General features: G+C 69.8%; 17 protein-coding genes and 1 other RNA gene. 11 read left to right on the top strand and 7 right to left on the bottom strand.

Translation table 11 applies throughout. The features are described 5' to 3' along the window. The first annotated feature begins 309 nt into the window (after nt 1–309). Nucleotides 310–645 carry an AMP-binding enzyme gene (locus ACWGID_RS18480; RefSeq protein ID WP_452198003.1) on the top strand — a complete coding sequence of 112 codons (336 nt, stop codon included), beginning with the start codon at nt 310–312 and terminating at the stop codon, nt 643–645. A gap of 512 nt (nt 646–1157) precedes the next feature. Here ACWGID_RS18480 and ACWGID_RS18475 read toward each other — a convergent pair. Then, complete coding sequence (locus ACWGID_RS18475) at nt 1158–2087, bottom strand: ROK family protein (protein ID WP_452198001.1); 930 nt, start codon at nt 2085–2087, stop codon at nt 1158–1160. A gap of 233 nt (nt 2088–2320) precedes the next feature. Here ACWGID_RS18475 and nagZ point away from each other — a divergent pair, with 233 nt between their 5' ends. After that, nucleotides 2321–3799: a beta-N-acetylhexosaminidase gene (nagZ, locus tag ACWGID_RS18470; protein ID WP_452197999.1), complete on the top strand. Its 1479-nt coding sequence runs from the start codon at nt 2321–2323 to the stop codon at nt 3797–3799. 98 nt (nt 3800–3897) lie between these two features. Here the strand turns inward: nagZ and ACWGID_RS18465 are convergent, their stop codons facing one another. Further along, nucleotides 3898–5106 (bottom strand): ROK family transcriptional regulator, encoded by a 1209-nt coding sequence (locus ACWGID_RS18465; protein WP_452197998.1) that lies wholly within the window; start codon nt 5104–5106, stop codon nt 3898–3900. Between the two features lie 109 nt (nt 5107–5215). On the opposite strand from ACWGID_RS18465, the gene ACWGID_RS18460 reads away from it, so the two are divergent. The 5 genes from ACWGID_RS18460 (at nt 5216) to ACWGID_RS18440 (ending at nt 11560) form a co-directional block, all read left to right on the top strand. Next, nucleotides 5216–6853, top strand: a complete 1638-nt coding sequence (locus tag ACWGID_RS18460) for a glycoside hydrolase family 13 protein (RefSeq protein WP_452197996.1) — start codon at nt 5216–5218, stop codon at nt 6851–6853. 244 nt (nt 6854–7097) lie between these two features. Continuing rightward, nucleotides 7098–8225 (top strand): Nif3-like dinuclear metal center hexameric protein, encoded by a 1128-nt coding sequence (locus ACWGID_RS18455; protein ID WP_452197994.1) that lies wholly within the window; start codon nt 7098–7100, stop codon nt 8223–8225. Beyond that, entirely contained in the window at nt 8207–8998 is a 792-nt protein-coding gene (locus ACWGID_RS18450) for a zinc ribbon domain-containing protein (RefSeq protein WP_452197992.1), read from the top strand. The genes ACWGID_RS18455 and ACWGID_RS18450 overlap by 19 nt, the downstream gene beginning before the upstream one ends. Continuing rightward, nucleotides 8995–10122 carry a bifunctional RNase H/acid phosphatase gene (locus tag ACWGID_RS18445; RefSeq protein WP_452197990.1) on the top strand — a complete coding sequence of 376 codons (1128 nt, stop codon included), beginning with the start codon at nt 8995–8997 and terminating at the stop codon, nt 10120–10122. Before ACWGID_RS18450 ends, ACWGID_RS18445 begins: the two co-directional genes overlap by 4 nt. A 4-nt stretch (nt 10123–10126) precedes the next feature. Then, a complete protein-coding gene (locus ACWGID_RS18440) occupies nt 10127–11560 on the top strand; it encodes an RNB domain-containing ribonuclease (protein ID WP_452197989.1) in 1434 nt (477 codons plus the stop codon). 152 nt (nt 11561–11712) lie between these two features. Here ACWGID_RS18440 and ACWGID_RS18435 read toward each other — a convergent pair whose 3' ends face one another. Then, complete coding sequence (locus ACWGID_RS18435) at nt 11713–12267, bottom strand: TetR/AcrR family transcriptional regulator (protein ID WP_452197987.1); 555 nt, start codon at nt 12265–12267, stop codon at nt 11713–11715. Nucleotides 12268–12318: 51 nt separating this feature from the next. Here ACWGID_RS18435 and ACWGID_RS18430 point away from each other — a divergent pair, with 51 nt between their 5' ends. After that, nucleotides 12319–12804 carry a GNAT family N-acetyltransferase gene (locus ACWGID_RS18430; protein WP_452197985.1) on the top strand — a complete coding sequence of 162 codons (486 nt, stop codon included), beginning with the start codon at nt 12319–12321 and terminating at the stop codon, nt 12802–12804. Here the strand turns inward: ACWGID_RS18430 and ACWGID_RS18425 are convergent. Next, on the bottom strand, nt 12801–13946 hold the full coding sequence (locus ACWGID_RS18425) for an alpha/beta hydrolase family protein (RefSeq protein WP_452197983.1): 1146 nt from the start codon (nt 13944–13946) through the stop codon (nt 12801–12803). The genes ACWGID_RS18430 and ACWGID_RS18425 overlap by 4 nt on opposite strands. Nucleotides 13947–14013: 67 nt before the next feature. Between ACWGID_RS18425 and ACWGID_RS18420 the strand changes: the two genes are divergently transcribed. Together ACWGID_RS18420 and ACWGID_RS18415 are read left to right on the top strand one after the other, a co-directional pair. Next, nucleotides 14014–14595 (top strand): GNAT family N-acetyltransferase, encoded by a 582-nt coding sequence (locus ACWGID_RS18420; RefSeq protein WP_452197981.1) that lies wholly within the window; start codon nt 14014–14016, stop codon nt 14593–14595. A gap of 77 nt (nt 14596–14672) precedes the next feature. Beyond that, entirely contained in the window at nt 14673–15416 is a 744-nt protein-coding gene (locus ACWGID_RS18415; RefSeq protein WP_452197979.1) for a DUF899 domain-containing protein, read from the top strand. Nucleotides 15417–15421: 5 nt separating this feature from the next. On the opposite strand, the gene ACWGID_RS18410 is transcribed toward ACWGID_RS18415, so the two are convergent. The 3 genes from ACWGID_RS18410 to ACWGID_RS18400 form a co-directional block, all read right to left on the bottom strand. After that, nucleotides 15422–17032 carry a TROVE domain-containing protein gene (locus tag ACWGID_RS18410; RefSeq protein ID WP_452197977.1) on the bottom strand — a complete coding sequence of 537 codons (1611 nt, stop codon included), beginning with the start codon at nt 17030–17032 and terminating at the stop codon, nt 15422–15424. Nucleotides 17033–17292: 260 nt separating this feature from the next. Then, nucleotides 17293–17691, bottom strand: an RNA gene (rnpB, locus tag ACWGID_RS18405) — RNase P RNA component class A. A 35-nt stretch (nt 17692–17726) separates the two neighbouring features. Further along, on the bottom strand, nt 17727–18101 hold the full coding sequence (locus ACWGID_RS18400) for a DUF952 domain-containing protein (protein WP_452197975.1): 375 nt from the start codon (nt 18099–18101) through the stop codon (nt 17727–17729). 43 nt (nt 18102–18144) lie between these two features. Between ACWGID_RS18400 and ACWGID_RS18395 the strand changes: the two genes are divergently transcribed. Further along, nucleotides 18145–19656 carry a S10 family peptidase gene (locus tag ACWGID_RS18395; protein WP_452197973.1) on the top strand — a complete coding sequence of 504 codons (1512 nt, stop codon included), beginning with the start codon at nt 18145–18147 and terminating at the stop codon, nt 19654–19656. The last annotated feature ends 64 nt before the right edge of the window (nt 19657–19720 follow it).

Below are 19720 nucleotides of genomic sequence, written 5' to 3'. Positions count from 1 at the left end.
GGTGTTCCCCCGGCCGCGGGCGGCGCCGCCCCCCCCCCGCCCCCCCCCCCCCCCGCGCCCCCCCCGCCCCCCCCCCGCCCCCCCCCCGGGCCCCCCCTCGACGGGGTCGTCGTACGGCTGCTGGACGCCGCGCTGCGGCCGGTTCCGATCGGTGCAGTCGGCGAGATCCACCTCGGTGGTGCCGCCGTTGCGCAGGGTTACATCGGGCGGCCGGACGAGACCGAGCACGCGTTCGTCGCGGACCCGGGACACCCGGGCGCACGGCTGTACCGCAGCCGGGACCTCGGTCGCTGGCGCGCCGATGGCACCTTGGAGTACCTCGGCCGCGCGGACGACCAGGTGAAGATTCGCGGTCACCGGGTGGAGCCCGGCGAGACCGAGCACGTGCTCGCGGACCAGGCCGGTGTGGTCGACGCGGTCGTGGTGGCCTGCTCTGACCCGGCCGGTGACACCTGCCTGATCGGGTACGTCGTTCTGGAGGACAGCGATCCCGCCGTACTGGCGCGGCTGATGCTCGACCTGGGCAAGGAACTGCCGATCTACCTGGTGCCGGCGGACCTGATCCCGATCGAGGAACTCCCGCTCGACGACAACGGCCGGCTCGATCGTGCCCGGCTGCCCGAGCCGGAGTGGCTCAGGCCTTGACCGGCTGGGCAGGGTCCGGGCCCAGATCATCCGATCTGCACCGTGGGCGGGGATCACGCCGGTAGCAGCCCCCCTGCGACCACCTCCGCCGTCCACGATGCAGAGCTCGCTCGATCCCATCCCTCCGAGAGATCGAACGCTGCCGAGTCGATCGGACGGCGCCGGATGTGTTCTGGTTCCTGCCTGGTGCGGACCTGCGGGTTCACACGATTGCGGCGGGAGAGTGCCCTCGCCCGCCGCTCACGTGTGCCGGTTGATCCGAAGCCCCCTCCGATCAACCATTGCCGACCGTTCCGAGCCCCCCTCGACCGGTCGGGGATGACGGTGCCCCCACCCCATCCATCCGTTGCATCGCGTGGAATGCGGCAGTCGTTACACAGATTCCTGAGATTCGTAAAAATTGAGCAAAGATGCGCGAGAGTGCGCTTTCCCTGCCACAAGACCAGGCAAAAGATCAGGCAGGCCTGTCCAAGGATCTGAACAGGCCTGCCCGAGGGTCTGAAGAGTCGAGCTCAGGCGAGGGCGGCCCAGGCCTGGTGGGCGGCGCCGAGCAGGCCGGCGTTGTCCAGCTGCGCGGGTTCCACGGTCAGCTCGGTCACGAACGGCAGCTGCGCCAGCCGCTTGACCCACGCCTGCACCGGGTCGAAGAGCACCGGCCCGGCCTTCGCAACACCGCCGCCGATCACGACCGTCGTCAGGTCGACGGTCACCGCGGTAGCGACGATCCCGGCGGCCAGCGCCTGCGCGCCGTCGTCGAACGCCGCCAGGGCGAGCTCGTCCCCGGCCGCCGCGTCCGCCGCCAGCACTTCGGCGTCCACGTCCTCGTCCGCCCGCCAGCCGTTGCGCTGCGCGCGGGCGACCATCCGCGGGCCGCTCGCGTACGCCTCGACACAGCCGTACGACCCGCAGGCGCACGCCTCGCCGTCCTGGTCGACCACGACGTGACCGATGTGCGCGGCGTTGCCGGACTGCCCGATCAACGGCCTGCCGTCGACCACCAGACCGCCGCCGACGCCGGTCGACACCACGATCCCGAGGAGGGTCTTCGCGTCCCGCCCGGCGCCGCTCCAGTACTCACCGAGCGCGAAACAGTGCCCGTCGAGCCCGAGCGCCACCGGTACGTCGCCGGTCAGTTCGCGGACCCGGTCGATCAGCGGGAAGTTGCGCCAGCCGACGATGTTCACCGGTGACACCAGGCCGTGCTGCTGGTCGAGCGGACCGGCGGAGCCGATCCCGACGGCGAGGGGAGTGGCGTCGCCGCGGACGCGGGTGATCAGCTCACCGAGCGCGGCGAACACCTGGTCGGCGCCGCCGGGTGGGGTGCGGATCCGGTCACCGGTGAGAATCGTGCCGTCGGCAGACACCAGAGCGGCGGCCATCTTCGTGCCGCCGATGTCGATTCCCAGCACGGTTTCCCGCGCGGTCGTTGCGTCGTCGCTCATCATCCCCCCGTCAGGGCGGTCAAGGTCGGGAGACAACGTTATCCGTAGTCGGCCAGAACAGACAGGGGTCATCCAAAGTAATCCGGGCAAACCCGCAGGAAGACGGCAGTTAACTGCCATGACAGCCCTTGACAACGATACCCCTCAAGGCCGTATGAGGCGGCTAATTATTAGCTGTCCGTGAGGGCCGTCACGGGTGGCGCACGAACCCGGGGTCGCGAGAGGCTTGGGGGATGAGTGATCAACTGGATCGTGACGCGGCCGGCTCCCTGGTGGTCGGCTTCACCGGGACCACCGCACCGGACGACCTGCGGCGGGCCGTCGCCGGCGGTCTCGGCGCCGTCATCCTGTTCACCCGGAACGTGGCGGACGCTGACCAGGTCGAGGCCCTGACCGCGACCCTGCGGGCCGAGCGGCCGGACCTGATCGTCGCGATCGACCACGAGGGCGGCGAGTTCAGCCACCTGGCGCCGGCCAACCCGTGGCCGCTCGCCTCACCGCGGCTGCTCGGCGACCTGGACGACGTGGAGCTGACCCGGGCGGCGGCGCGCGACGCGGCCGCCACGCTCGGTGCGCTCGGCATCGACCTGATGCTCGCCCCGTCGGTCGACGTGAACAGCAACCCCGGCAACCCGATCATCTCGACCCGCTCCTTCGGCCGGACGGCGGACGTCGTCTCGCGCCACGGCGTCGCGTTCATCAAGGGCGTACACGACGCCGGGATCGCGGCCTGCCCGAAGCACTTCCCTGGCCACGGCGACGTCGCCGTCGACTCGCACACCGACCTGCCGCGGGTCGACCGTTCGATCGAGGAGGTCAGGGATGTCGAGCTGGCCCCGTTCCGGGCGACGATCGCGGCGGGCGCGGACGTCGTGATGAGCGCGCACATCGTGTTCTCGGCGTACGACGACCAGCCGGCCACGCTGTCGCACCGGGTACTGACCGGACTGCTCCGCGAGGAGCTCGGCTTCGGCGGCGTGATCACCACCGACGCGCTCGAGATGCAGGCGATCACCAGGCACCGCTCGATCGAGGACGCCGCGGTCGCGTCGATCGGAGCGGGTGCCGACCTCGCGATGATTGCGGTCGGTACGGCGGACCCGCAGGCGCTGACCGCCCGGGTGGTCGACGCGGTCCGCACCGGGACGCTCCCCGCCGAGCGCGTCGCCGACGCCGCTGCCCGGGTCCGTGCGCTCGCGGCGAGTCTCGGCCGGCGCAGCCGTCAGCCGGGTCTCGACGGCGCGCCGATCCGTGAGGTCGCCGCCCGCGTGGTGGCGCGGCAGTCGTTCCCCGCGCTCGGCGCCACGCCGTACGTCATCGACCTGACGCAGGGCCTGCACCCGGCGTGGAACCCGTACTTCTCCGGCCTCCCGGAGATCTTCACCCGCGTCGCCCCGGGCGCGGACGGCGTCGTACTGCGCGGCGAACACCACCTCACCCAGTCGGGCGAACCGCAGAACGACGCGATCGCCCAGGCCGCTCAGGCAGCGCAGGGCCGACCGTTGGTAGTCGCGATCCAGGACGCCATCCGTACGCCGTGGATGCGCGAAGCCCTCACGCACCTCGTCAAGGTCCACCCCGACGACGTCTTCGTGCTCTGTACCGGGATCCCCGAGGACCAGGCCCTCGTCCCCGAAGGCATCCCGTCCGCCACGACCTCGGGCCGCAACGTCGTCGTGCTCGAGACGATTGCGAAAGAGCTGACCCGCTAGCGGCGGACCGCCAGGCCATCACAATCGGCCGCGAGGGTCGCGTTCCAGCGCGACACCCTGCGGCCTGAGGCGATTGTGATGGCCTGGGCGTCCGCGTGTCAGCTCAGGCGGCAGCCGAGCTCCAGGTCGAGGGCGTGTTGCTCGACGTAGTTGAGGGCGTGCCGGACCGCGCCGACCGACACGATCGCGTCGCCTAGTGACGACACGGCGACGCGTGGCGGGGTTGTGGTGTAGCCGGCCAGCTGTTGCTCGAGGTCGGGGAGGAGCGCGGCGGCGCCCTCGGCGACCGCGCCGCCGAGCACCACCAGCTCCGGGTTGAACAGGATGCCGAGCGTCGCGACCACGCGGGCGGTCCGGCAGGTGATGTCCTGAAGGATGTCCCGGGCGACTTCGTCACCCTCGCCGGCCGCGTTGAACACCTGCTCGGCGGTCACCGCTCCGTCCGTCGCGACCTTCCGCAAGGACGTCTCCACGGCCGGGTCGGCGACGGCCGCCGTGCCGTTCTCACGAGCGATGCGGGCGATGCCGTGGGTGTCGCCAACGCCCTCGACGAGTTTCAGGAACACCATCTCGCCGGCGCCGCCGCGGCTGCCGTGCAGCAACCGGCCGGAGTCCATCAGGCCCGATCCGAAGCGCTCACCGGCCAGCAGTACGACGAGGTCGTCGACGTTGCGCGCCTCACCCCGCCAGTGCTCGCCGAGGGCGGCCAGGTTGGCGTCGTTCTCCAGCAGTACCGGCCAGCCGTGCAGGTCGGTCAGCCGCTGGGAGAGGCCCGCGTCGAAGCGCCGCCAGAACTCGTCGTCGACCAGGATGTTGCCCTCCCGGTCGACCGGAGCGGCGACTCCGGCACCGGCAGCGAGGATCTGCGCGTCCGACACCCCCGCGGACGCCAGGGCCTCGACCACCGTCTCGTGCACGATCGCGGTCCGGTCGCCGGGGGTCTTCACCTCGGCCGCCGACCGGCCGGCCTTGGCGACCGTCTCGCCGCGCAGGTCGGAGACCAGCACCGTCGTCTTGGCCGCCCCGATGTCGATGCCGAGCACGTACCCCGCGTGGCCGTTGAACTCGAACCGTCGCGACGGGCGGCCGACCGACGTCCGGCCGGGGTCGAGCTCGACCACCCAGCCCATCGAGATCAGGTCGTTGCAGACCGCGTGCACGGTCGCCCGGGTGAGGCCGGTGGCCTCGATCAGGCCGGTTCCTGTCATCACCCGTGCGCGGTTGAGCACGCCGAGTACCTTGCCCGCGTTCACCCGGCGCAGCATCGTCGGCGTGGCCGTGGGCGGGGTAGTCGGTGGTTTCGCCATGAAAGCCCCTTGACCTCGTCGTCGTACCCACCGCAGAATACATGCAGATTCTAAATTTAGAGCCTATATATAAACTCCGGGTACCAACCAGACTCACAGTGAGGCGATCGTGACGACCCCGCAGACGACCGATCCCGACTGGTGGCGGCAGGCCGTCGTCTACCAGATCTATCCGCGCAGCTTCGCCGATGCCAACGGCGACGGCGTCGGCGACCTGGCCGGCATCATCGATCGAGTCCCGTACCTGGTGGCGCTGGGCATCGACGCGGTCTGGCTGAGCCCGTTCTACCCCTCCGCGCTGGCCGACGGCGGGTACGACGTCGACGACTACCGGAACGTCGATCCCCGGCTCGGCACCCTCGAGGACTTCGACCAGCTGGTCGCGTCGCTGCACACCGAGGGCATCAAGCTGATCGTCGACATCGTCCCGAACCACACCTCGAACCGGCACGAATGGTTCGTCGAGGCGCTGGAGGCCGCCAAGGGGCACCCGGCTCGGGACCGCTACATCTTCCGCGACGGTCCCGACGGTGCGCCCGACCAGCCGCCGTCCGACTGGGACTCGGTGTTCGGTGGGTCCGCGTGGGCGCAGACCGACGACGGCCAGTGGTACCTGCACCTGTTCGCGGCCGAGCAGCCCGACCTGAACTGGCAGCACCCGGAGGTCCGCGAGGACTTCCTGGAGACGCTGAAGTTCTGGTCCGACCGCGGCGTCGACGGCTTCCGCGTCGACGTGGCGCACGCGCTCGTGAAGGACCTGTCCGAGCCGTTCCCGTCGAAGACCACGCTGCCGCGGCAGTCGGAGTCCAACGGGAAGCACCCGCTCTGGGACCAGGACGGCGTCCACGAGATCTACAAGGACTGGCGCACGCTGCTGAACACCTACGACCCGCCGCGGTCCGCGGTCGCCGAGGCGTTCGTGCCGGCCGCGCGCCGGGCGCGGTACGCGAGTGCCGACGGGCTCGGGCAGGCGTTCAACTTCGACCTGCTGCAGGCCGACTTCGAGTACGAGAAGTTCCGCAAGGTGATCGAGGAGAACCTCGCGCTGGCCGCGGAGAACGGCTCCTCGTCGACCTGGGTGTTCTCGAACCACGACGTGGTCCGGCATGCCACGCGGTACGGCCTGCCGAAGAACCCGAAGGGCGGCTGGCAGGACGGTAAGGACTGGCTGCTCAGCAACGGCACCGAGCCGACCGTCGACGTCGCGCTCGGCCTGCGCCGGGCCCGCGCCGCGACGCTGCTGATGCTCGCGCTGCCCGGGTCGGCGTACCTGTACCAGGGTGAGGAGCTCGGTCTGCAGGAGGTCGGCGAGCTGCCGGCCGCGAATCTGCAGGACCCGGCGTACTTCCGGTCGAAGGGTGCCGAGAAGGGCCGCGACGGCTGCCGGGTGCCGCTGCCGTGGACCGTGGGCGGGCTGTCGTTCGGCTTCGGTACGGGCGGTTCGCACCTGCTGCAGCCGAAGTGGTTCGGCGCGTACTCGGTCGAGGCGCAGCAGGACGACGTGGAGTCGACGCTGAGCCTGTACCGCAAGGCGCTCGCCGTACGGCGGGGGCTGCGCACCGGTAGCTCGCTCACCTGGGTCGACACCACCGAGGATGTCCTGCACTTCGTCCGCTCCGGCGGCTGGCAGTGCGTGACGAACTTCGGTGCGGCTCCGATTGAGCTGCCCGATGCCGCGGTCGTGCTGTCCAGCGGCCCGCTCGAGGGCGACAAGCTCCCGAGCGACACGACGGCCTGGCTGATCTAGACACGAGCCAGGCCCTTCCAGACTCGCTCCGGTCAAGCCGTCCCGAGACGGCCCTCCCCCTGTGGCCGGGGCGATCCCGCCGGAGCGGGTGCTGTGGTGGATGCGGCGGGGCGGTCGCACCACCACGTCGGCATCCGATCCGGCGGACATGGTTGTGGCGGGGGCACCGGGCGGTTGCCCCCGTCACAATCCATGAGACCCGTCACGATCCATGACACCTGCAGGGAACTGTCAGGATAGGCCCGTGACGACGCTCGCGGATGTGCTCGCAGTACTCGACCGGCTCTACAACCCCGCATGGGCGGAGTCCTGGGACGCGGTCGGTCTGGTGACCGGCGACCCGGACCAGGAGGTACGGCGGGTCCTGTTCGCGGTGGACCCGATGCGCGAAGTGATCGACGAAGCGATCGACGGTGAGTTCGATCTGCTCGTCACGCACCACCCGCTGTTGCTGCGCGGGGTGAACAGTGTCGCCGCGACGACACCGAAGGGCCGGGTCATTCACGACCTGATCCGCCACAACGTCGCGCTGCACGTCTGCCACACGAACGCCGACAACGCGAACCCTGGCGTGAGTGACGCGCTCGCCGCCGCCATCGGACTGCGGGACACGCGCCCGTTGAAGGCGATGCCGGACGAGCCGATGGACAAGGTCGTCGTGTTCGTCCCGGTCGCGGAGACGCAGGCGATGCTCGACGCACTGGCGAAGGCCGGTGCCGGCCGGATCGGCGACTACGAACGGGCCGCATGGAGCGGGGCCGGCGAGGGCACCTTCCGTCCGCTCGACGGCGCGAACCCGACGATCGGCAGCGTAGGCGACATCGAGGTCGTCCCGGAGAACCGGATCGAGATGATCCTGCCGCGCCGCAAACGCCGCGCGGTCCTCGAGGCGCTGATCGCCACGCACTCCTACGAGGAGCCCGCGTACGACGTCTACGAGCTGGTGCAACTCCCGAGCGAACGTGGTGGCGGGCGGGTCGGCGTGCTCGCGGAGCCGTTGCCGTTGGCCGACTTCGCGCGGCTGGTCGCGGAGAGTCTGCCGCGGACCGAGCACGGGGTTCGCGTCTCCGGCGACCTGGGCCGGATGATCGAGACCGTCGCGGTGGTCGGGGGAGCGGGCGATTCCGAGTTCGACCGGGTCCGCGCGGCCGGCGTCGACGCCTACCTGACCGCGGACCTGCGGCACCACCCCGCGACCGAGGCCCGCGCGTACGGCGATCCCGCGCTGGTCGACGTCGCGCACTGGGCCAGTGAGTGGCCCTGGCTCGCGGACGCGGACCGCCTCCTGCGCAACGGACTGGCGGAGCGAGGCAGTACCGTGGACACTCACATCTCAACGCTCTGCACGGACGCATGGACCCTGCGGATCTGAGCGCGCCGACACGATCTAAGGAGCCGACTCTGAACGCCGAGCCCGCCGTCCAACGCCGGTTGCTGGACCTGCAGGATCTTGACCTGCAGCTGGATGTGGTCGCGCACAAGCGCGCGTCGCTGCCCGAGCACCAGGCGCTCAAGGACCTGGCCGCCGAGAAGTCCGTGGTCGACCGTGAGCTGGTCACCGCCGACACCGAGGTCAGCGATCTGCAGCGTGAGCAGAAGAAGGCCGACAGTGACGTCGAGCAGGTCCGGCAGCGCCGGGCCCGCAACCAGCAGCGGCTCGACTCGGGTCAGGTCACCTCGCCGCGCGACCTGGAGAACCTGCAGCACGAGATCGGTTCCCTGGACCGGCGGATCTCCGACCTGGAGGACGCCGAGCTCGAGGTGATGGAGAAGCTCGAGGCCGCCGAGGTGGTGCAGACCGATCTGCGCGGCCGATCCGTGACGTTCACCGGCCGGCAGTCCGAGCTCGAGACCACGCGGGATGCCGCGCTCAAGGAGCTCGACGACCAGCGCGCCGAGGTCGGCGAGAAGCGCACCGCGGTGGCCGCCGAGCTGCCGACGGCGCTGATCGCGCAGTACCAGCGGCTCCGTGAGCACAACGGCGGGATCGGCGCCGCGGCGCTGGTCGGCAAGCGCTGCATGGGTTGCCGGATGGAGCTTGCGCCGTCGGACATCAACGCGATCAAGGCCGCCCCGCCGGACGCCGTACTGCGCTGTGAGGAGTGCGGCCGCATTCTCGTGCGGACGTCGGAGAGCGTGGCATGAGTTATTCGCACGTCATCGTCGAGGCTGACGGTGGATCGCGCGGGAACCCGGGACCGGCGTCGTACGGCGCACTCGTTCGCGACCCCGTGTCCGGCAAGGTGATCGTTCAGCAGGGCAAGACGATCGGGATCGCGACCAACAACGTCGCGGAGTACTCCGGCCTGATCGCGGGTCTCGAGCTCGCCGCGGAGTACACGCCGAATGCGTCGATCGAGGTCCGGATGGACTCGAAGCTGGTCATCGAGCAGATGGCCGGCCGGTGGAAGATCAAGCACCAGGACCTGAAACCGCTGGCGATCAAGGCGCAGAGCCTGGCGCCGTTCGGGACCGAGTGGACGTGGGTGCCGCGGGCGAAGAACGCTGCGGCGGATGCGCTCGCGAACAACGCGCTCGACGGCGTACCGATCCCGTTGCAGCCGGCCGAGGCTCCGGTGGCAGCGGCCAAGCCGGCCGCGCAACCGACCGATCAGCAGAAGGCGATGCGTGGTTGGGGCGCGGAGGCGGAGCCGCCGACGCACCTCATCTTCTTGCGGCACGGCGAGACCCCGCACACGGCGGAGAAGCGGTTCTCCGGTTCCGGTGGTGACGATCCGGCGCTGAGCGAGAACGGTCGCGCGCAGGCGGCGGCCGCGGCGGCGTACCTGGCTCGGCTCGGTGGGATCGACGCGGTGGTGACGTCGCCGATGCGGCGGGCGCGCGAGACCGCGGACGTGGTCGGCGAGGAGCTCGGGCTGAACGTCGCGGTCGACGACGGGTGGGTCGAGTGCTCGTTCGGCGACTGGGACGGGCACACGTTCGCCGAGGTCCAGGAGAAGTGGCCGGACGCGCTGAACGCGTGGCTGGAGTCGACGACGGTCGCGCCGCCCGGTGGCGAGTCGTTCGACACCTGCGCGCGGCGGGCCCGCTCGGCACGCGACGGTCTGCTGACCCGGTACCCGGGCAAAACGGTCGTCGTGGTCACCCACGTGACACCGATCAAGCTGATGGTCCGATCGGTGCTACAGGCCCCGATGGCCTCCATCTTCCGAATGGAACTCCGCCCGGCGACGATCACCGAAGCCCACTGGTACGCCGACGGCCTGGCGTCCTTGCGCTCATTCAATGTGGAGCCCCCGCTACTCTGAGCCCATGCCGCTGCAGAGGGTCTACTTCGCTGAAGCTGTGCCGGAGGTGTTCCGGGCGTCGTTGCAGGACATTCGCCGGGAGCAGGAGGTGCCGGCGGAGTTCCCGCCCGAGGTGACTGCCGCAGCGGTGGCCGCGGCGGCGAATGCTCGGCTGCCGGAGCTGGACCGGACCGACATCGAGTTCGTCACGATCGACCCGCCGGACTCGATGGACCTCGACCAGGCATTGCACATCGAACGCAGCAGCGACGGCTTCACGGTGTACTACGCGATCGCCGACGTCGCCGCGTTTGTGCAGCCCGGCGACCCGATCGACGCTGAGGCCCGGCGCCGCGGCGAGACGCTCTACGCGCCGGACAAGCGGACCCCGCTGCACCCGCCGGAGCTGTCCGAGGGCGCGGCGTCGCTGCTGCCCGACCAGGTCAGTCCCGCGTTGCTGTGGACAATCACCGTCGATGCCACTGGCGACGGAACGGGCGTCACCTGCGAGCGCGCGCTGGTGAAGTCGCGGGCCAAGCTCAACTACGCCGGCGTGCAGAAGGACCTGGACGCGGGTACGGCGTCGGAGTCGCTGCAACTGTTGCGTGAGGTCGGCAAGCTCCGCGAGCAGCGCGAACTGGCCCGCGGCGGCGTGAACCTGCCGATCCCGGACCAGGAGGTCGTCACCTCCAATCACGGCTGGGGTCTGGAGTTCCGCGCGCCGCTGCCGGTCGAGGGCTGGAACGCGCAGATCTCGCTGCTCACCGGGATGGCGGCCGCGCAGCTGATGACGAAGGGCAAGATCGGCATCCTGCGGACGCTGCCGGAGTCCCACGACGACCTGCGCCGCAAGCTCGGCAACACCGCCAAGGCGCTCGGGCTCGATTGGCCCGCGGAGACGACGTACGCCGAGTTCATCCACGGGCTGGACCCGAAGGTGCCGGCGCACGCGGCGATGCTCGCGGCCTGCACGGTGCTGTTCCGCGGGGCCGGGTACACGGCCTTCGACGGGAGCGTGCCGGAGCAGCCGCTGCATGCCGCGATGAAGGCGGAGTACGCCCATGTCACGGCGCCGCTGCGGCGGCTCGTCGACCGGTGGACCGGTGAGATCTGCGTCGCGCTGTCGGCGGGTGCCGAGGTGCCGGCCTGGGTGCGCGAGTCGATGGACGAGATCCCGAAGATCATGGACGACGCGGACCGGCGCGCGCACGCCTACGAGCGGTCGATCGTCAGCATGGTGGAGGCCGGGCTGGTCGCCGATCAGATCGGCGCCGAGTTCGACGGCGTGATCACCGACGTCGACGAGAAGGACAACGGTCGCGGCATCGTCGCGCTGACCACGGTCGCGATCGAAGGCCGCGTCACCGGTACGTCGCTTCCGCTAGGCCAGCAGGTCCGCGTGAAACTCGTCGACGCCGACATCGCCAAGCGCACGGTGGCCTTCGAGCTAGTCGGTTAGTGTCCTGAGTTGGATGTTCGGCGGCGCTTTCGGCGCCCAGGCACGCACCTCACGGCACGTGCCCAGCGCCCACGATGCTCCGCATCGAGGCCACTGACCACGCACCGCGATGCACGCACCTGACCACCGAAATCTCTCGCCGAACCTCCGACTCAGGACACTAGGTACCCCTCGACCGCGGCCGTCGTCCGGGCGAGGTCGCCGGTCGCGAGGAGGTCGATCAGGGCGCCGCGGAGCATCGCCAGCACCGCGGTACGCCGGGTCTCGGGCTGTTCCGGCTCACTCGCCTTGAGCAGCTCGAGCCAGTCGTCGACCGTCGACCGCGCGAAATCCGCCCACGGCCCGTCGGGTGCGACGAGCGAGCGCCCGTACGCCTCGACCCAGAACGTCATCAGCGGCCGGCGTTCCGGGGCGGCGAGCCAGGTCCACAGTTCGCGCGCGATCACGGTCAGGCCGGGCGGTTCGTCGTACCGCTGCTCGGTGCGGCGCAGCAGTTCGAGCTCGTCGGCGCGGGCGCGGGCGAGCAGGGCTCGGATCAGGCCGTCCTTGCTGCCGAACAGGAACAGCAGCACCCGAGGGCTGGAACCGATCGCGGTCGCCAGCGGGCGCAGCGACAGGTCGGCCAGCCCGTGGGTGAGCGAGTAGGCGTACGCGCGCTCGAGCAGTTCCTGTTCGCGGGCGGACGGAGCTTCCTTCGTGGTCGGCACCGGGCTAGTATCTCTTACTGAAACAGTCGTGTCAGTAGATCGGGTGGATGGATGACGAAACTGATCAGGAAGCTGGGCCGGCCCGGAGACCTCGGCTGGGTGATCCAGTCGCACGCGGAGATCTACGCCGCGGAGTACGGGTGGGCGGCGGCGTACGAGACGTTGATCGCGCGGATCGTGGCGGAGTTCGCGTCCGACCATGACGACGCGCGCGAGGCCGCGTGGATCGCGGAGGTGGACGGTGAACGGGCCGGCAGCATCTTCTGCGTGCGCGGGCCGGACGAGACGACCGCGCAGTTGCGGTTGTTGCTGGTGACACCCGCGGCGCGCGGCCTGAAGCTCGGCGCGGAGCTGGTGGACACCTGCCTGGAGTTCGCGCGGAGCGCCGGTTACAAGCGGATGGTGTTGTGGACGAACGATCCGCTGGTCGCGGCCAGGCACATCTACCTGTCACGCGGCTTCCGGCTCACGGCGACCGAGACCCACGACATGTGGGGCGATGAACTCGTGGGGCAGACCTACGAACTGGATCTCTAGGACTTGCAGGCGGGCGCGCCCGGCGTCGCTGTCTTGTAGATCGCGTGCGAGAGGAACGTGGTGACGTAGCCGTTCTGGACGGTCAATGCGTGCCGGGGGCCGACGCTGCCGAGCGGCAGGAACCTGCGCAGCGGATACGCGAGGTAGTAGACGCCGTAGTCGGTGAAGTTGAAGTGCCGGCTGCCCGGGATCGTCGCGCACCACGAGGCGCCGCTGCTCGCCTTGAGCAACGAGAGCGCGCGGTTCCGGTCCGTGTCGTTCTTGGCGTCCGGGCCGCAAACGCTGGTGATGCAGGAGTCGTCGGCCCCGAGCAGCATGATCGGCGCCTTCACGCCCTTCGTCACCACGTCGCCGAACTGGCTGCCGTCCAGGTCGACCGCCGCCGCGCACCGCTGGTCGAGCCGGCAGGCCTCGAGCGAGGCCGCGCCGCCGAACGAGTGGCCGACGTACGACGGTCCAACGCCGCCCTCGACCGAGTTCGGGAGTTGCTTCGCGACCATGCCGGCGGCGAACCGCGCGTCCGCGGCCCAGACCGAGACGAGGTGATCGCCGACCTGCTGCGAGCTCTCGGTGCTGTCGCCGAGGTTCGGCGGGTTGGCCTCCGGCTTGCTGTCCACGACCTGCCCGCCGAGCACCGTGAGGTTCGCGCTGTACGTCGGCGTGACGCCGGCGACCAGGTAGCCGTGACTGGCGAGATCCTCCGCGAGGGCGGCGTACATCGGGGCGGACAGGCCCATGCCGGGCATCAGTACGACGACCGGGAAGCGGCCGGGGGCAACGGCGACGCGGTCGAGGGCGCGGTCCTGCAGGGTGTCGAACGGGCCCTGGAACACCGAGACCGGGGACTTGAGGTGCAGGCCGCTCCACAGGCCCGGCGCGTACTCGGCGTGCCGGCCGGTGGTGTCCTTCGCGACCGGGTACCAGAGCCAGACCGCGAGTCGGCGCGGGCCGTTGGAGTACGGGTCGCGGCGCGGGGTGTCCGTCCACTCGAACGTGCGGCGGCCGACCTGGAAGTTTCCGGTCGGCTCCGGCAGCGAGACCGGTTCGGATCGTTGCACCAGCACCCAGCCGACGTACCCGGCGCCGCCGAGCAGGACGACCAGGAGCAGGATCACGATCCCGGTACGCACCCGTCTCCGCATACCTTCAAGTTTCGCACCTTCACTGGGTCGAATCCCGTTCCGACCCACAGGCGCCTAGCATCTGCGCATGCCTCTGCTCGTGGATCCGGCCTTACCCGAGGGAACACTGCGGGACGCCTCGCAGCCGCGTCTGGCGACCGCCGACGGATTGGTACTGCGGCCTTGGCGGGGGAGCGATGCCGTGATGGTGCAAGGGGCGTTCGCCGGTGCTGACATCCAGCGCTGGCACGTTCGGCGGCTCGACACGCTCGACGAGGCGGGTGAGTGGGTCCGGCAGTGGGTCGATCGCTGGGACGCCGAGACCGCCGCGAGTTGGGCTGTCGTCGACGAGTACGACCAGCCGCTCGGTCAGGTCGGACTGCGTGACGTGTCGCTCGCCGAGGGATCAGCTGGGTTGTCCTACTGGGTGGTGCCTGAGGCTCGCGGTAAGGCAGTTGCCGCGCGGTCCGTGGATGCATTGTCGGCCTGGGCCTTCGGACTGATCGGGTTCAACCGGCTGAGCATCCACCACTCCACGGCCAACACCGCGTCCTGCCGGGTCGCCGAGCGGACCGGATACCGGCTCGAAGGAACGCTGCGGGGGGCGATCAAGCACGCCGACGGCTGGCACGACTGGCACCTTCACGGCCGCCTGCACTCGGATATCTGAGCCTGATGTCGAATTGTGGGTACCGGCTCCGACGTCCCTGCTGATCGGTGCCGATCGCCGTTGACAGAGGAGTAGCGATGAACTTGCCGGACGTCGTGTCCCGGGACGAGTGGCTGGAGGCCCGCCGGGCGTTGCTGGCGGAGGAGAAGGCGTTCACGAAGCAGTACGACGCGCTCAACACGCGCCGTCGGGAACTGCCGATGGTGCTGGTGGACAAACCGTACGTGTTCGCCGGCCCTGACCGCGCGGACGGATCGGCCAGTCTGCTGGAGCTTTTCGAGGGGCGTGACCAGTTGGTCGTGTACCACTTCATGTTCCAGCCCGAGTGGGAGGCGGGCTGCCCGAACTGCACCGGGTTCGTCGACGAGATCGGGTCGGTGGACGCGATGCACGGGGTGAACACCACGTTCGCGATGGTCTCGCGGGCGCCGTACGACAAGCTCGCGGCGTACCGGACGGAGCGGGGGTGGAGCTACCCGTGGTACTCGTCGCACGGGAACGACTTCAACTACGACTACCACGTGACACTCGACGAGTCGGTGCAGCCGTTCGAGTACAACTACCGCTCGAAGGCCGAGTGGGACGTGCTGCCGAACAACGGCCACACCCAGGGGCAGCAGCCGTTCGACCTGCACGGTCTGAGCTGCTTCCTTCGCGTCGGGACGGACGTCTTCCATACGTACTCGACGTACGGTCGCGGGCCGGACTCGATGACCTTCACCGTCACGGCCCTCGACCGCACCGCCCTCGGCCGGCAGGAGCCCTGGGAGAAGCCCGCGGGCCGCATCCCAGGGCCGCCGGCCGAGGAGCACTGTCACTAGCTACATCAGGTACCGCGGGCGAAGTCGCCGATCAGACCCGGGACCGCGCTGTCGAACCCGGAGACGTCGAGCATGCCCGGATCGGACGGGTCGGCGATCGTGCTGCCGTTCGCGGTCATCGCGACCACGACCAGGCGAGCGTCGATCCCCATCCGCTGCCGGTACTGCTGCAGGGCCTGGTGCGGGTGGATCTGCCCGTGCCAGGTCTCGTTGTCGGTGTAGATCACGAACGTGTCGATCGCGAGCTTCCGCTGCAGCGCGTACTGCATCGGCAGCGAGCAGTCCGTCCCGCCGAACGGCAGGCGCGACACCGCCCGGATCGCCGTCTCGAGCCGCAGCCGCGGTGAGATCGGCAGCGACGTCAGCGCGGTCTTCCGGTAGTCGCCCTTGCTGGTGAAGCCGACGATCTCGTACGACGACTCGGTCGCGGCCGTGACGAGAGCCAGCGCGGCCGACGCCTCGCGGCAACTGATCGGCAGCCCCGACACCTGCGCCGCCATCGACCCCGACACGTCGAGGGAGAGCAGCATCCGCTTGCCGGTCGGCTCGACCGCGTCGTACGCGAGGTAGAACGCGGCGTCGAGCGCGTCGACGATCGGCTGTGACGGCGTCCACTGCCCACCGCCGCGGACACCGTGCCCGGACGAATAGGTGCGCTGGGCAACGAGTACGTTGACCGGGTGCACCCGTGCCTTCCGCAGCCGGGTCGCGTCCGCGAGCTGGTCCGCGACGACCCGCGCCCACGAACCGAGCGGCTCGAGCAGTCCCAGCCGGGTGAGGCGGGGGAGCTGCCGGAGCAGTGCGGTCTGCGGGAGTCCGTTCGCGAGCAGGGCCTCCCAGACCCGCGGCTCGTTCAGGAACCGGTCCGGGATCATCTCCCACGACAGTCCACGGTTGAGGGCGATGACGTCGGCCACCTCGGTGACGTCGGTCGCGGCCTGGAGCCGCTCGAAGGCGGTCAGCAGTGGCAGTCCCGACAGATCCGCCGGCCGACCGTGGATCCAGTCGAACAGCTCCCGACGTACCGGCTCTGTCGTCTTCGGGTGCGACAGGCGGAGCAGGTCCGCGTGCGACCAGCCGTTGCGCTGACGGTACTTGAGCACCTGGAACGCGACCGAGTCCACGGTGCGATCCGGGTCGACGTACCAGTTGCCGATCGCTCGTCGCGTGCCACGGCCCCAGCCACCGAACTGCTCCAGGTAACCGGCGAGGCGGAACAGGTGCGTGCCGGTCCGCGCCACCAGCGGTACGGCGGCCAGCGCGGCGCGACGTCCGTCGTCGTCACCGAGCTTCGCCGCGGCCGCGAGTGCGAACAGCGCCGGGTCCTGCTTCGGTGCGCGACCGGCGAGGGAGATGTCCAGTACGGCGGCCACGACCTCGGCCGAGCGCTTCGTCGCGAGCTCCAGGACCAGTCCGGCGTTCTCCCTCGTCAGTTCGCGTTCGGAGGCGTAGTAGGTGCCTCCGGTCGTCCCGAGCGTGAGGAACCGGTGCAGCCGGGCGAGGTCGTCCTGGACGAAGGTGTACCCACCGGCGCGGTTCTTCTGCTGCCGCGGGTCGGCGTGCTCGTCCTGTCGTGTCTCCCGAGTGCTGATCAGAGCCAGCGGGTCTGTGGACATGTCCTTTCTCTCCTGACGTTTTCGGGCATGGAAAAGACAGGCCTGAGCGGACGTGGTGCGTCGACCGGCGTTTAGCTGCTCTGCCATCTGAGCTACGTCGGGCTCTCACCCGGCGGCCGGACTCGAACCGGCGACCCGCCCATGAGAAGTGGTAACCGATCGACTCCGGCCCACTCAGGTCTGTCTTGCTCTCGACTGTAAGGCGTCGCAGTCGCCGGCCACCAACGAATTACGCCCGCGCGACGGCGGGCGGGTTGGGGGGAACGGGCCGGTCCGTAAGCCGGATTCTGTTGTGGCGATCATCCATCTACGGTGACCGTTGCCGGCCACCTCCAGCAGCCTACCCGCGAGCTCGGGCGGGCAGCCCTCGAACGCTCGCGCGGGCAGTGGTCTCCCGCCGCCCTTCTTGGCCTTGCTCCACGTGGGGTTTACCGAGCCTCCGCAGTCACCTGCGGAGCTGGTGGTCTCTTACACCACCGTTTCACCCTCACCCGCACTCCTCAGAACCACGGGGTTCGTCGGAGCCGCTGGCGGTCTGTTCTCTGTGGCACTGTCCCGCGGGTTGCCCCGGGTGGGCGTTACCCACCACGCTGCCCTGTGGAGTCCGGACTTTCCTCGGCGCCCGCTGACGCGGACGACGCGATCGCCCGACCGACCCGTTCCGTCACCTCAGGATACGGCCTCGGCGGTCGCATCACGAACGGAGCGAGTGATCGGCCGGTACCTCCGGCCAGAGCCCGTCGGCACCGCGCCGGTACGGGCGTACCTCGACCACCGCGTCCAGGTTCAGCGGACCGTAGATGTGCGGGAAGCTGATCCCGGTGCCCTCCAGGTCCTCGTCGCACAGCGCGGACACCAGTCGCGCGGGGTCGATCACCAGCAGGCACAGCGGCACGTCCACGTCGTCGTACGCGAAGTTCGCCACCATCGCGACCTGCTCGGGGCGGGAGGCGTGGATGAACGTGGCGCCGTCGTCGAGGCTCTTGCCGCGGGTCGACCACCGGTAGCAGCCGGCCTCGACCGCCGCCTCCCACTGGTCCACGAACGCGATGTGCAGAATCGTCGCCATAACCCAAAGCTAGCCGCTGCCGGGGTGGATTAAGGTGCTCGACATGGCGAACGACGAGCACACCGAATCGAAGCCGGGGTCCGAAGCGAAGACCGAGGCGGGCGCGACTACCGAGACGAAGCCGGCTGCGCCGGTCGACGATCTGGTGACGACTCAGCACACGGTGACCGTCGACGGGCAGGAGCTGCGGTACACGGCGACCACGGGACGGATCGTGCTCCGCCAGGAGGTTGTCACCGACGGTACGTTCGACGGGCTGAAGCCGAAGGCGGAGGTGTTCCTGACCGCGTACACGCTGGACGGTGCGGATGCCAAGGACCGTCCGGTGACGTTCGCGTTCAACGGTGGTCCGGGCTCGTCGAGCATCTGGTTGCACCTCGGTCTGCTCGGTCCGCGCCGCGTCGTGTCCGGTGACGTCGGCGACCTCGCGCCGCCGCCGTACGCGATCGTCGACAACGCCGAGACGTTGCTGAAGTACAGCGACGTGGTGTTCATCGACCCGGTGTCGACCGGGTTCTCGCGGGCCGCCGAGGGGGAGAAGCCGGGGGACTACCACGGGTTCACCCGCGACCTGGAGTCCGTCGGCGAGGTGATCCGGCTGTGGACGTCGCGGAACGGGCGGTGGATGTCGCCGAAGTTCCTGGCCGGCGAGTCGTACGGTACGACGCGGGCGGCGGGGCTCGCCGCGCACCTGCAGGAGCGGTACGGGATGTACCTGAACGGCATCATACTGATCTCGATGGTGCTGGAATTCGGCACCCTCGACTTCTCGCCCGGCAACGACCTGCCGTACACGCTGTTCCTGCCGACGTACGCCGCGATCGCGCACTACCACGGCCTGATCCCGGACCGGTCGCTCGAGGACGTGCTCGCGGACGCCGAACGGTTCGCGGCCGGGCGGTACCCGAATGCGCTTGCCCAGGGCAACCGGATCCCGGCGGACTACCGCGCCGAGGTGGTCACCCGGCTGGCGGCGCTGACCGGGCTGAGCGAGGACTACATCGACCGGGTCAACCTGCGGATCGAGCACGAGCGGTTCTACGGCGAACTGCTGCGCTCGCGCCGGCAGACCGTCGGGCGGCTCGACGGGCGGTTCACCGGATGGAACGCGGACTACGGCTCGGAGAAGCCGGAGCGGGACCCGTCGATGAACGCGATCACCGGTCCGTACTCCGCGGCGCTCAACCACTACGTGCGCGTCGAGCTCGGGTACGAGAACGACCTGCCGTACGAGATCCTCAACATGGACGCCGCGCGCGGCTGGTCCTTCAAGGAGTTCGAAGGCCAGCAGATCACCGTCGCGGACAAACTCGCCGAGGCGATGCGCGTCAACCCACACCTCAAGGTCCACGTCGCCTCCGGCCACTACGACGGCGCCACGCCGTACTTCGCCACCGAACACACGCTGGCTCGCCTGCAGATCCCGTCCGAACTCACAACCAACATCGAGACGAAGTACTACCCGGCCGGCCACATGATGTACATCCACGAACAGTCCCGCATCCAGCAGTCCGCCGACCTCGGCACCTTCATCACCGCGTCTTCCAACCGATGATCCTCATCCGCCACCCCGGCGCGACGGAGCCGATCGCCGTACCAGTTCTTGCTCGCCTGCTGTG

It is taken from the genome of Kribbella sp. NPDC054772 (assembly GCF_053611945.1).
The sequence above is the reverse complement of the archived record's forward strand: the minus strand, read 5'-3'. Positions and strand labels throughout refer to the sequence as shown.